Annotated in this window: 12 protein-coding genes; 4 read left to right on the top strand and 8 right to left on the bottom strand. The window is 43.1% G+C overall.

The features are described from left to right. The first annotated feature begins 116 nt into the window (after positions 1–116). Both P8596_RS07580 and P8596_RS07575 read left to right on the top strand, forming a co-directional pair. On the top strand, positions 117–2,177 hold the full coding sequence (locus P8596_RS07580) for a sigma-54 interaction domain-containing protein (RefSeq protein ID WP_224520563.1): 2,061 nt from the start codon (positions 117–119) through the stop codon (positions 2,175–2,177). A gap of 338 nt (positions 2,178–2,515) precedes the next feature. Then, entirely contained in the window at positions 2,516–3,034 is a 519-nt protein-coding gene (locus tag P8596_RS07575; protein ID WP_224520564.1) for a universal stress protein, read from the top strand. A 62-nt stretch (positions 3,035–3,096) separates the two neighbouring features. On the opposite strand, the gene P8596_RS07570 is transcribed toward P8596_RS07575, so the two are convergent. Beyond that, positions 3,097–3,549 carry a helix-turn-helix transcriptional regulator gene (locus tag P8596_RS07570; RefSeq protein WP_224520565.1) on the bottom strand — a complete coding sequence of 151 codons (453 nt, stop codon included), beginning with the start codon at positions 3,547–3,549 and terminating at the stop codon, positions 3,097–3,099. A 197-nt stretch (positions 3,550–3,746) separates the two neighbouring features. Between P8596_RS07570 and P8596_RS07565 the strand changes: the two genes are divergently transcribed. Beyond that, the gene (locus P8596_RS07565; protein ID WP_279726525.1) at positions 3,747–5,144 is read left to right on the top strand and encodes a cryptochrome/photolyase family protein; all 1,398 of its coding nucleotides are present in this window, start codon (positions 3,747–3,749) and stop codon (positions 5,142–5,144) included. Between the two features lie 54 nt (positions 5,145–5,198). Here P8596_RS07565 and putP read toward each other — a convergent pair whose 3' ends face one another. The 3 genes from putP to P8596_RS07550 form a co-directional block, all read right to left on the bottom strand. Then, the gene (gene putP, locus P8596_RS07560) at positions 5,199–6,668 is read right to left on the bottom strand and encodes a sodium/proline symporter PutP (RefSeq protein WP_061810957.1); all 1,470 of its coding nucleotides are present in this window, start codon (positions 6,666–6,668) and stop codon (positions 5,199–5,201) included. Positions 6,669–7,042: 374 nt separating this feature from the next. Beyond that, entirely contained in the window at positions 7,043–7,606 is a 564-nt protein-coding gene (locus P8596_RS07555; protein ID WP_061810956.1) for an NAD(P)H oxidoreductase, read from the bottom strand. A 215-nt stretch (positions 7,607–7,821) separates the two neighbouring features. Next, positions 7,822–9,066, bottom strand: a complete 1,245-nt coding sequence (locus tag P8596_RS07550) for a dicarboxylate/amino acid:cation symporter (RefSeq protein ID WP_061810955.1) — start codon at positions 9,064–9,066, stop codon at positions 7,822–7,824. Between the two features lie 372 nt (positions 9,067–9,438). On the opposite strand from P8596_RS07550, the gene P8596_RS07545 reads away from it, so the two are divergent. Continuing rightward, complete coding sequence (locus P8596_RS07545; protein WP_224520567.1) at positions 9,439–9,873, top strand: low molecular weight phosphatase family protein; 435 nt, start codon at positions 9,439–9,441, stop codon at positions 9,871–9,873. Positions 9,874–9,917: 44 nt separating this feature from the next. Here P8596_RS07545 and splB read toward each other — a convergent pair whose 3' ends face one another. The 4 genes from splB to P8596_RS07525 form a co-directional block, all read right to left on the bottom strand. Then, entirely contained in the window at positions 9,918–10,946 is a 1,029-nt protein-coding gene (gene splB / locus P8596_RS07540) for a spore photoproduct lyase (RefSeq protein ID WP_224520568.1), read from the bottom strand. A gap of 12 nt (positions 10,947–10,958) precedes the next feature. Further along, positions 10,959–11,204: a transcriptional regulator SplA domain-containing protein gene (locus tag P8596_RS07535; RefSeq protein ID WP_034763200.1), complete on the bottom strand. Its 246-nt coding sequence runs from the start codon at positions 11,202–11,204 to the stop codon at positions 10,959–10,961. A gap of 139 nt (positions 11,205–11,343) precedes the next feature. After that, complete coding sequence (locus P8596_RS07530; RefSeq protein ID WP_279726523.1) at positions 11,344–12,123, bottom strand: TatD family hydrolase; 780 nt, start codon at positions 12,121–12,123, stop codon at positions 11,344–11,346. Then, positions 12,116–12,853, bottom strand: a complete 738-nt coding sequence (locus tag P8596_RS07525; protein WP_224520570.1) for an ABC transporter ATP-binding protein — start codon at positions 12,851–12,853, stop codon at positions 12,116–12,118. Before P8596_RS07525 ends, P8596_RS07530 begins: the two co-directional genes overlap by 8 nt.

The following is a 12,853-nucleotide window of genomic DNA, read 5'->3' as shown; positions in this document are numbered from 1 at the left end:
AAGTTCCATGCCAACCCCTTATTATCTGAAAATACAAACTTCAATCCCATTAATGGTTGAAATGGGTTAGAATATAGATAACCAAAAACCTTTCATTAACCATAAGGAGGATTCAAATGAAACGTGAATTAATTCTATTAGCCGGTACAAAGGAAACAGAGAGAGCCCTGAAGGAACAGTTACAGTCCGTTTTTGGCGAACTGATCCATATTACCAGTTATGCCTGCGATGAGGGGATTCCAACCTATTTCACACATGAACTGATTGTATACTCATCTTCTCTGATCGAGCCTGAAGTACAGGAATATATCGATTTCGATTCCTGCACCATCATCAAAGCCCGCCGTACGGTGAATTATGAATACATAGACCGCATATTTGAATTACCTCCGGGAAAGAAGATCCTTTATGTGAATGACTTCATCGAGACGGCCCAAGAAGCCGTCTCCACTCTGAAGCGTCTCGGTATAGATCACGTGGACTATATCCCTTACTCTCCTTCAGGAGGAGGGGATACGAAACAAATTGATATTGCTGTTTCTCCAGGGGAGATGGCGAGCATCCCCTCTTCCATCCCCCATAAAATCGATATAGGTGTCAGACTGATCGATTTGAATACGATCATGAAAATCATCCACCATTTTCAATTATCAGAGAGATTGACCTTTGATATTACAGATCGTTATACAAGGAAAATCATCGAGCTCAGTCAGAAGCTCGGTGCCATTAACCGTCGGGCCAAAACATTAAACAAATTTTTAAATAAAGTGGTCGATGGAGTGAACGACGGAATCCTCGCCTTTCAGGAGGATGGGGAAATCACCGTCTTCAATGAAGTACTCGAAAGAATGATCGGGATTACCGCGGCTCACGCGAAGGGGAAGAAATTGAGCAGGGTGTTCAAAAACATCGAGCTCAATCGTTTCCTGACCTCAGAGCAGGATGAAGATCTGGAATACTTCACACTCCGTCAGCAGAATGTCATGGTGTATCGCTTCCGGCTGGAGGCAGAAGGTGTCATTGTGGCTACTTTCAAGGATATGGAAGAGACCATTGAAATGGAGAAAGTGCGGAAACGCGAGCTCCAGCGAAGGGGATATATCGCTAAGTATACATTCGACAGCATATTAGGGAACAGCCCTCTTATTAAAGACACTAAATTGATCGCAGAAAAACTTGCAAAAAGCGAGCTGCCGATATTGATTTATGGTGAGACAGGGACTGGGAAAGAGCTGTTTTCCAGCGCCATGCACAATGATTCTTCCCGTAAGAACAGTCCATACCTCGCTGTTAACTGCAGCGCGTTGCCGGAGGACCTATTGGAAAGTGAATTATTCGGTTATGAGGAAGGAGCCTTTACGGGTGCTAAAAAGGGCGGCAAAAAAGGATTATTCGAACAAGCCGATGGAGGCACCCTGTTCCTTGATGAAATAGGCGATATCAGCTTAAAGCTTCAGGCGAGACTTCTAAGGGTGCTTCAGGAAATGGAAATCAGAAGGATTGGAGGAAACAAAAATATCCCGGTGGATGTGAGGATCATCGCTGCTACAAACAAGGATCTTCAAAACTTAATCATTGAAGGTACGTTCCGGGAAGACCTCTACCATCGATTAAAAGTGTTATCCTTACAGCTTCCAAGTCTCAGGGAAAGAAGTGAAGATATCCCCCTTCTTATCGAACACTTCCTCGGAATAGAACATAGTAAAATCACCACGATCGACCGTGCCGTTTTGGAAGCCATGAAGAAAGCACCGTGGAAGGGAAATATCCGGGAACTAAAAAATACACTCCTATATATGATGACCGTGGCTGGGCACAACAGGCTGACTCTGCAAGAATTACCGAGAAATGATTATAATTTCACTGAGATAGAGCAAACTAACGGTACCTATTCTCCGGCGGAAATCACCATGTCTAAATCCCAGGAGTATATCAACATCCTGACTGCATTAGTGGGATTCTTTGAAAATGGAGAAAGGGCAAGCAGGGAAAAGATCCATTCTTCACTCCAACAAAGTCCGACCCCGCTCTCCGTTCAACAGATCAGGACAAGATTGAGCGAATTACAGGATTTAGGATACGTTTTCATCCAAAGAGGGAGAATCGGAACTGAAATAACACCAGCAGGAGTAAATTGGCTAAACGAACAGAGGGAGAATGTTTTAACCAGTCGATAACGGGGTATCTTACCTTTAACCGGTTAGATACAAAAACATTCTTCACGATACAATAAGTCGAGGTGATTTTCATGGTACGTACGATCTTAATGGTCATTGGCGCAATTGTTGTTATTGGCTGGATCATCAGCATGCTTTAAAAGGAACCCCTATCAGCCAAACATTATTCTTGCAATTATTTGAGTTATATTATTGAAAGCGAAGGAGCAGAATGGATCTTCCCCCATTCTGCTCCTTATTTTTATTTCAGATTATCCCCACCTCGGGAATCTGCCAAAGAAGATTAAAAATTCTAGAAACGGGTAAACAACAGATATCCCAATGTTGAGGTGATTAACGTGTATAGACATATTCTATTAGCTTACGATGAAACAGATGGCAGTAAAAAAGCATTAGACGAAGTATCGAAATTAATGAAAAGTTCCATAGACTCTAAACTGACCGTGCTTCATATTTCAGATGAAAAGACAGCGAATGAACCTCGTGATAATTTCACACCGACTCACGCACTCGCTGATACGTCTCCCGGTTTCGATAACCAGTACATGGGGAATCTATCGGTCTCCCCTGACAACAAAGTCCGTGACGAAGACAGGCATGAAATCCAGACACCTACTTCCACTCACCCGTATTTAGTAAATGCGAGGGAAAAACTTTCTCCTCATGGAGTGGATGCCAACTACATTCACCTCTCAGGTTCTGAAGCGAAACGCATTTGTGAATACGCCAAGGAAATACAGGCCGACCTGGTTGTCGTTGGAAGCAGCGGCAAATCCGGCATGAAGAAATGGGTACTCGGAAGTGTAAGCGAAAAAGTCACGCAAGACTGTGAATCCAGTGTCCTTGTGGTAAAGTAAGCCATCAACAAAGAGGAGGGACGGACCTTTAAAGGTCCGTCCCTCCTCTATTGTTATGTATCCTAATGACTCGTTAATTCATCCAATCGCTTACGGCTGCTTTTCTCATCGAAGCTGCTATAGATCCGGTAGTCCTCTGCATCGAGTATTCGATAGTGCTTACTGAACAGGTTTTGTTGAAGAATGTATTCGTCAGTCTTTTTAATATCCTTCCACCAAATCTTGCCACCAAGTGTTTTTTCCTTCCGATAATCAATGCCTTCCCGGGCGATGGTCTCAATAACCTCAAGGGGTTCTCCACCAAGACTGGTCGTTAACGTTTCACTATCCTTGAATAACGCACAAATGGCGACGGCTGCGGTCCAGCTGGCCATCACTCTACCTTTTTCAATCTGTACGAGGGTTTTTTTCGATAACCCTATGACAGTAGCCATCTTATCCTGCGTATACCCCGCCTCTGTCCGTACCAGCCTTAATTTATCAGAGATGATTAATATGATTTCTTCTTTTGTCATGGTTTCACACCTTAATCGTTTATAGTGTAATATTACACCTATATCATACCTGTTTTCAATCCCAATCAAACATCTTTTATCCAACCCATTAAATTTTGAATACAAATCAATGATTCACTATACTTCTACTTAGAATGCATGTAATCATTTTTGTAACCATGCGCTGAAGATAGCATCATTTTAAAGGAGGAATCAAGGTGGAGGATCCCATCATCATTCTGATCAGAGAGGACTTACGGATTCATGATCACCCCGCTCTCTATGCAGCTTGCCAGGAAGGGAATGTGATCCCCCTATATATACTAGACGAGGAAAGCAACCTAGGCGAAGCAAAGAAGTGGTGGCTGCACCGGAATATCGAGGCCTACCAACATTCCCTTCAATCGATTAACGGCAGACTATGGCTGGATAAGGGGAACGTGGAAAAAGTCCTTTCCAAATGGGTGAAGAACACCAACGCAAAGGCTGTTTACTGGAATCGGACATACGACCCCGACATTTACCAAAGGGATCGTTCGATGGCCGAGGCCCTGTCCTCCCAAGGAATCCAGGTCAAGACGTTCGAGGGAACCCTCCTTCTGCCCCCCTGGAAAATCAAAAAGGATGACGGTACTCCATATAAGGTGTATTCAGCTTATTACCGATCACTCAGGAAAGAAGAAATCCCAAAACCCCTTCCAGCTCTTAAACGGATGGAGGTTCCACAGCTACAAGACGATGGGATGGTCCTGAACGATTTGGATCTCCTTCCGACCATCCCCTGGTATCACATCATGGAAAGCATATGGGACCCTGGTGAAGAAGCGGCAATCAAAAGAATGAACTCATTCCTCACTAAAAGATTAGATGATTATTCAGAAGGGAGAGATTTCCCGGGCAAGGGACTGTATTCCACCTTGTCACCTTATTTGGCTCTCGGGATCATTTCCGTCAGGAGAATCTATCATGCCCTCCTCGATATGGAGAATAAACCGATTGAACCATTTATTAAGCAGCTTATATGGAGGGAATTCTCCTATTCAGTCCTCCTCCATTATCCCGAGTCACCGACACGTCCACTAAATGAGAAGTTTGCCGAATTCCATTGGCAAAGTGATGAAGAAGGTTGGGAGAAATGGACAATGGGCAAAACCGGTTATCCCATCGTCGACGCAGGGATGAGGGAATTGTGGGCAACCGGTTTTATGCATAACCGGGTGCGAATGATTGTGGCATCCTTCCTGACAAAGCACCTGCTCATCCCATGGCAAAGGGGAGCAGAGTGGTTTCTTGATACCCTGATTGACGCAGACATTGCCAACAATTCAATGGGGTGGCAGTGGGTGGCAGGCTCAGGATTTGATGCAGCACCTTACTTCCGGATCTTTAATCCGACCCTTCAAAGTGAAAAGTTTGATGAAGAAGGGACATATATACGGATGTGGGTCCCTGAACTAAGTCAACTCCCTAATCGATATATACACAAACCCTCAGACGCTCCCGAAGATGTTCTGAAAAAGGCAAACCTTACCCTTGGAGCGGATTATCCATATCCAGTCGTTGATCACAAAGCAGCCAGAAAGAGAGCATTGGCGCATTACGAGAAAATAAAATAATGCAAAGAAAAGGACCCGATACGATCGTATCGGGTCCTTTTTAAGATCAATTGGTTATTCTTTTAGACGCAACTTAACAGTTTCGAACTCTTCCTGTACTTCTTTGGCAGGAGGGTTACCAACAAAACTGAAGATAAAGATTGCGATGGTCGCAAAGATGAATCCAGGCAGGAGCTCATACACATCGAAGAGTCCTCCAGACAACTGCTTCCATACAATGACGGTCACTGCACCTGTGATCATACCTGCAAGGGCACCGTTACGTGTCATGCGTTTCCAGAATAAGCTCAAGATCACGACAGGTCCAAAGGCAGCACCGAAACCAGCCCATGCATAACTGACTAACTCAAGCACTTTACTATCGCGGTCATATCCTAGGAAAATGGCAAGGATGGCGATTACCACTACCGAAATACGACCAACCAATACCTCTTCTTTTTGGCTTGCTTCTTTTCGGAAAATGGCTTTATAGAAATCCTGAGCCAGGGCACTTGATGAAACAAGAAGCTGTGAATCCACTGTGCTCATGATCGCTGATAGAATGGCCGCAAGTAAGAAACCTGCTACCCATGGATTAAATAATACTTGCGAGAACATGATGAACACCGTTTCTGAGTTTTCCAACGGTGAATCAGCGAAATACGCAATACCAGAGAAACCGATGAAGATGGCTCCGAATAGGGAGACGATCATCCATACCATACCAATCAAGCGTGCTTTAGGTATTTCTCTCGTTGATTTAATACCCATAAAACGGACAATGATATGAGGCTGTCCGAAATAACCCAAGCCCCATGCGAGAAGCGACACGACTGAAACAAACGTCGCTCCCGTGTAAACATTCAAGTAAGACGGATCGATGCTTGATACGGCACTTACCGTTGCATCCCAACCGCCAATTTCGGAAATGGCTACGATCGGAATGATGATCAAAGCAAGGAACATCAAGATCCCTTGAATGAAGTCTGTCCAGCTGGCTGCAAGGAATCCACCAAAGAATGTGTAAGACAGGATGACCCCTGCACCAACCCATAAAGCTAAACGGTAATCCATATTGAATGATTCTTCAAGTAAGATTGCTCCACCCACTAAACTCGATGAAGTATAGAACGTAAAGAAGATCAGGATGATGATAGCAGAGAACACTCGAAGAATTTTGCTTGAATCGTGAAAACGATTTTCAAAGAAATCAGGTACTGTAATTGAATCATTCGCCACTTCCGTATAAACCCGGAATGGCTTTGCAACGAATTGCCAATTCAAGTACGCACCTACCGATAGACCAATCGCTAACCAGATTGACCCCATACCACTGGCATAAACGGCACCCGGCAGACCGAGCATCAACCAACCACTCATGTCGGAAGAACCTGCACTCAAGGCAGCTACACCGGCAGTCAATCGCCTGCCTCCAAGCACGTAGTCGGATAAATTGCTGGTTAACTTAGCTGCCATGTAACCAATAATACCCATTCCAATTAAATAAATAATAATCGATGTTAACGTTTGAATATTAATATCCATAATCTACTCCTTTGTTTTTTCTGTAAAAAAAGTAATGATTGATAAAATGATCAATGTCGGCATTGGAATTAATAACCATAACCAGGTTCCCAATGTTAATTCTTCACCCATATCAAGTACCTCCTCCTTATGCAATTAAGTGTATTTTTTATACACTTATTTTTTAAATGTTAATTTCCCGGCTGTTATAGACACAAGAATTATCATACCATAAACGAGAATTTTTTAAAGTCATCTGCTTCTTACAGGGATAAATACATGAATAAATATACGTTAATATTCGATATTTTTGTCTTATATCAATTATTACTCAATATTTATTCACAAAAAATTATTTAAATTTATTGAAAAACAGTACTTTTTTCTCACCCTAATCAAAATAACGTACCAAGCAGATACGCTTTATTCATAGTTTTTTCATAATCGAATTTTTTATCCCTGTCCATTGTGTCGAAAAAGATCTCCACTTCTTTGTCAATGACCCCCATCTTTTCTGAAATTCCCTGTATTAGTTGGTGTCTCAACGATTCATCATGACCATTAGAAATAAATTCCTCCTTCGTTTCACCTGCGAGCCCGACCCAAAGAACCTTCTGAGGATTAACTTGAGTGAATGCCGGATATGTAAAGACTCGATCAATATACCCTTTCATAATGGCTGGTAAACCATACCACCAAATCGGGAACACAAAGATCAGGGCGTCATATCTCTTTAATTTCTTCCTTTCCTTCTCAACAATATAAGAGGGTTTTCCTTTCGCAGGGTTATCCCACTCATCTTCACCCTTTTCATCAAGCAGGGGATTGAATTCCTCCCTGTACAAATCTAAAATGGATGACTTATATTCTTTGTCATGCAGACCTTTCTGAATATGCTTTGTAATGGAAAATGTGAGGGAATTCGTCCGCGGATGGGCAACAATCATCAGTACTTTCAAGAAAAACAACTCCTTAAATAGACTTTAGTGATCACTGTGCAGCATTCACTATTCAGGATAACATACCGGATTTCTCACCAAGTCCGTCTCCTTTAATTTGTCGAATGTACATGGGGAGCATACATACCCAATACGCCCCGCTCCTTTTTACAAAAAAAAGATGAAATCGAGTTGATTTCATCTTTTTTTCTTGCAACATGACGTTGGGCGGATGTTTATGACTCGCCCCTTTGGATCTTAATGGTCCGTTTTTTCTCTGACTCGGATACAAACAGGGCACATGCAGCATCACCAGAGATGTTAATGGATGTACGGGCCATGTCCAACAGACGGTCTATTCCAAGGATTAACCCGATCCCTTCGACAGGAAGATTAACACTGCTTAAGACCATGGCCAGGAGGATCAACCCGACTCCCGGTACCCCTGCGGTACCGATACTGGCAAGTACAGCCGTGAGGACGACGGTAATGAGCTGTTCCATGGATAAATCCACATTGTATACCTGAGAGATGAACACAGTGGCCACCCCTTGCATGATGGCGGTACCATCCATGTTGATCGTGGCTCCCAGGGGCTGGACGAAGGAGCTGACCGACTTTGAGACACCCAGGCGCTGCTGGGCAACGTCCATTGAAATCGGGAGGGTCGCGTTACTGCTGGATGTACTGAACCCTACACTCATGGCAGGACTGAAATTCTTGAAGAACCAAATCGGGTTTTTCTTTGCGAGTAAGAATATCGTTCCTCCGTACGTAATGATGGCATGAACAAGTAAAGCCGCTAATACAACTACAAAATAAAGCCACATCGCTTTCAGGGCACTGGAACCCTGACTTCCGATTGCCGAAGCGATCAATCCAAATGTTCCGTATGGAGCGAATTTCATTACAAGGGTCACGAGATACATCATCAGGTCGTTTCCTTGCTCCACAAGTTTCAGAATTCCTTTTGTCTTATCGCCCAGTGCCGTTAATCCGAATCCGATGAAGATGGCAAACGCGATGATTTGGAGCATATTGCCTTCGGTCATGGCGGTTAATGGGTTTTTGGGGATGATGTTCATAAGTGTTTCGCCGACAGGAGGAGCCTTTTCTGTTTTAAAGCCCTCTGATTGGGAGGCGTCGATTCCTTCCACCAATCCCGGGTCGATGATGTATGCCAGTGTCAAACCAATCACAATGGCGATACACGTTGTCAGTAAAAAGTAAACAATCGTCTTCAAACCGATTCTTCCGAGTTTCTTCGGGTCTCCCAATCCTGCCGATCCAAGGACGATGGAAAGAAACACAATCGGCACGACAAGCATACTGATCAGGTTGAGGAAAATCTTCCCTAGGGGTGTGAACAGATAAGGGTCTAATATATCGAATAAATCTTTTGCAAATATGTTCAGGATCAATCCTACTACAGCCCCTAATATCAAGGCTGTAATGATCTTGGTTGTCAAATTAAATTTCATAGATGTACCTCCCTATAATTTTCCAAATAGTATAAAGATATTACCCTTTTATCATTTTTATAAAACCAAAAATTTTTAGAACATTTAATGAATGAATTTCTCTATTGTCATCCCCCGGCTGCTTTGTGCGTTCAAGAATTTCATTCTCCTTTCCCCATTATACTGATTTTTTATGAAATGAAAGAAGATTAAAGGAGATTCACATCGAAATTACTAGTTTTATGTAGTAGTATTTCATAATTTCAGGTAGTTCAATGAATCCATTCTACTAAGAAAGCCTTACCAAAAAATTCTTTTCACATTTCATGGATTATCTTTTACGTGATTGGGTAAATAGTAATAACAGCATGAAATAGAAAGGAACATACGATTATGAATAAAACCGTCTATTTTCTTTCAAGTAGTCAACAGCGCAGCTTGATGGCTGAGGGCTGGGCAGAGAAGCTCGAAGTGTCGGATTGGTCTTTTAAAAGTGCCGGATGGGTTTCTGACAGTCGTAGTCGTGAAGAATTCAGCGTCCTAGCAATGAAAGAATTATGTATCGATATCAGTTCATTTCCTCTTTCGCGCATTGAGATGAAGGAACTTGGCGAGGCCTCGGTTATCGTTGCGATTCAGGATACAGAGTATGATGACAAGATGGAGCTTCCCTCTGAAATAGAAGAAAAAGTCATCTATTGGAATTTACCGAATCCACGTAAACGTTCTGCGACATTGATTGAAGAATGGGTACACTATCAGGAAATTTGTGACGAAATTGCTATGCGGGTGAAGGACTTGGAACATTTACTTCCACAATTACATTAAGAGGACTGATTACAACAGAACGTACATGTAATCAGTCCCTTTTTTTACGTAAAATACTCCAGCTTCGCTTTCGGAAAATGCTTCTCCATATAAGCATACAGATGATCTTTGATTTCCTGCTCTTCATCCTTCTGGTATATATACTTACCGATTCCGTATTTCCCCCATTTGTATCGACGTTCTTCTTCATTTAATTCAAGTTTCGTCATCGGGTAATTCTTCTCGATCACCCTTTTAGCAGGCTTCGTGAAACGGTGTTGGATAAATTCGAAAGTTAAATCCTTTTTTGCTTCTTCAGGAAGGTGGGCTTCGAGGTGTTCGAACATTTGCTTATATCCTTCCTGCCATCCTTCATGTATATAGATGGGAGCTACGATAAAGCCCAATGGATACCCTGCCCTGGCTACCTTACCGGCTGCTTCCAACCTTTTATCCAACGGGGAGGTACCCGGTTCAAAATTCTTAATGACATAGTCTGCGTTGATGCTGAAGCGAAATCTTGTCTTCCCATTATGTTTCGCATCCAGCAAATGATCAACGTGATGAAATTTGGTTACGAAACGTAACTTCCCATACTCCGATTTACCAAAATGTTCAATCGCGCGCTTTAGTGTATGCGTGAGATGGTCCACACCGACGATATCAGACGTACACGCTGCTTCAAAACGCGTGAAATCGGGTGCCCTTTCCTCTATATACCGATCCGCCGCCTCAAATATTTCATCAACATTCACATAGGTGCGAATATAGGGTTTACTGCCCATCGTGGTTTGAAGATAGCAATAATGGCAGTGCCCCATACACCCTGTCGCAAACGGGATGGCATACTCAGCTGACGGTTTGGAGGTATCGAATTTCAGCGTTTTCCGCACGCCCACCACTAACGTTGATTTGGCGATCCTGTATTTTTGAAAATGATTATCCCCAGGCAGATCGCGCACCTGATTGTGGGAAGTGGTATATCGAATTTCAACATCCATCTTTTCGAACTTTTCCTTTAACTGCTTCCCTAATGGGTAATCCAGTGCATTTGGTTCAAAATAGACCAATTGAGGCACAAACGGTTTCACCATATTCTTTCCCTCCTAAAGGTCTCCAAATGATTGTGAATAAGCCTCTTCTGCTTCTGCTTCTGTAGAATAGACTGCTACCTCATGTGTTAACGGATAATAGGTTTCATAAAGAAATAATGCTAATTCGTTTGGGTTTTCCGGATCGTGTACAACCGCTGCTTCCTGCACATTGGCTACACTTTGCGTATGCGGGTTACGGTAGATCACGTACACAACATCGCCAGCTTGATATGGCGTATAGTGATTATTCAATTCCATTTTTCTCACCTTTTCCTATCATTCATTACTTTCATTTTCTGTCAATCGAGATAGAAATATGATGGTAAAAGATGTTTAATTAGCATAAAGCCAAAAAAGAAAACTCCCCCCACTTGACTAACCGCAGGAGAAGTTTGTTCTATAAACCATAAAATTCAGTTGTATTTTTGACCAATTGTTTATATACAGCTGCTTCTGACATACTTTTTAATTCGGCCACTTTCTCAATGGAGCGGTGCATCATGCCAGGATGAGTCATTCTTTCTTGAAAGACTCCTTCAAACCTCCAGGGACCGTCTGTCTCCACCATCAGCCCTTCGATCGGGTAGTCCCTGACCAGCTGTTGTATTTCCTTTTCATACAGGACATCAGGCGTAACAGAAACGAGGTAACCATTACGGATCATCCTTTCGATCGTTTTACTATCTCCCTTAAACCAATGAAAATGAGCTTTTGAAATGGAATGCTTCTCCAATAAATCGCAGATGATGTGTGCATGCTCATAAACACCATGAAGGATGATGGGTTTATTCAGCCGATTCGATTCAATGATAAAGCGTTCCAACAGCTCTATGTAAGGAGCGAGGACCAGTGAGGGATCTTCTTTCATTTTGTAATAGGGCAGACCGACTTCTCCTATTGCCACAAGCTCTTGATGATGCCGCTGAATCCACACCAGAAGTTCCTCCACCTCACTATCCGAAGGAAGCTCTTGTTCCGGATGAAAACCGGCAGCTGCCTTTACCCTCCCGTCCTTTTTCGCAAATGCCAGATTTCGTTTGGATGATTGGAGGTGAAGGGATACAGAAATGAGAGCCTCTACTGAGTAGAGATCGAGCTCCCTCAGGATTTTTTCACGTTCTTCCTTTTCATATAAGTCCAGATGAGTATGAGCATCGATAAGCGATGGTTTACACATACTGGGATAATTCCTCGAAAATATCCGTTTTCCATTTTAGGAACTCTTCGGTTAGAAGGATTTCTTTATCACGAGGTCGCGGGAAAGGCACCTTGAATTCCTTTTGCACGCGTGCCGGTCTGGTTGATAACACAATGATACGGTCCGACAAGAAAAGTGCTTCGTCGATATTATGAGTGACAAACAGGACTGAACTTAAGTCTTCTTCCCATATGGAAAGGAGCCACCTCTGCATGTCCAATCGGGTAAATTCATCAAGGGCAGAAAATGGTTCATCCAGGCATAAAAAGGATTGGGGACTGACCAGTGCACGAATAAATGCAACGCGCTGTTTCATCCCTCCTGAAAGATCTTCAGGGTAAGCGTCCTCATAGCCCTTCAAACCGGCGCGCTCAATCATCCCCATCGCCATTTCCTTATCCCTCTTTCCATGCAGCTCCTGACCAAGCATCACATTCTCGATCACCGTCCTCCACGGTAAGAGGGACGGACTTTGTGGCATATAGCTGATGGACCCTCTACGGCCATTGATCGACTGTCCATCGAGCTTTATATCTCCTGAATCGGGTGCGAATAATCCACCGATCACGTGAAATAACGTACTTTTCCCACTTCCTGAAGGCCCAAGGATGGAAACAAACTCACCTTCCCCTACTTGAATGGAAAGATCATCGAGGATCAATTCACCATCAAAGGATTTGGACATATTTTGGATCGATAACGTCGTCAT

It is taken from the genome of Rossellomorea sp. DA94 (genome assembly GCF_029834455.1).
GTDB classification, from domain to species: Bacteria; Bacillota; Bacilli; order Bacillales; family Bacillaceae_B; genus Rossellomorea; species Rossellomorea vietnamensis.
Note: the sequence above shows the minus strand (reverse complement) of the source record. Positions and strands in the feature narration are given on the sequence as shown.

Bases quoted from the DNA above. Each gene is read 5' to 3' on its own strand.
- P8596_RS07535 (WP_034763200.1), bottom strand. From the start codon at position 11,204: ATGGAATTGAATAATCACTATACGCCATATCAAGCTGGCGATGTTGTG.
- P8596_RS07550 (WP_061810955.1), bottom strand. From the start codon at position 9,066: ATGAAATTTAATTTGACAACCAAGATCATTACAGCCTTGATATTAGGG.
- P8596_RS07530 (WP_279726523.1), bottom strand. From the start codon at position 12,123: ATGTGTAAACCATCGCTTATCGATGCTCATACTCATCTGGACTTATAT.
- splB (WP_224520568.1), bottom strand. From the start codon at position 10,946: ATGGTGAAACCGTTTGTGCCTCAATTGGTCTATTTTGAACCAAATGCA.
- P8596_RS07570 (WP_224520565.1), bottom strand. From the start codon at position 3,549: ATGACAAAAGAAGAAATCATATTAATCATCTCTGATAAATTAAGGCTG.
- P8596_RS07580 (WP_224520563.1), top strand. From the start codon at position 117: ATGAAACGTGAATTAATTCTATTAGCCGGTACAAAGGAAACAGAGAGA.
- P8596_RS07545 (WP_224520567.1), top strand. From the start codon at position 9,439: ATGAATAAAACCGTCTATTTTCTTTCAAGTAGTCAACAGCGCAGCTTG.
- putP (WP_061810957.1), bottom strand. From the start codon at position 6,668: ATGGATATTAATATTCAAACGTTAACATCGATTATTATTTATTTAATT.
- P8596_RS07525 (WP_224520570.1), bottom strand. From the start codon at position 12,853: ATGACGACGTTATCGATCCAAAATATGTCCAAATCCTTTGATGGTGAA.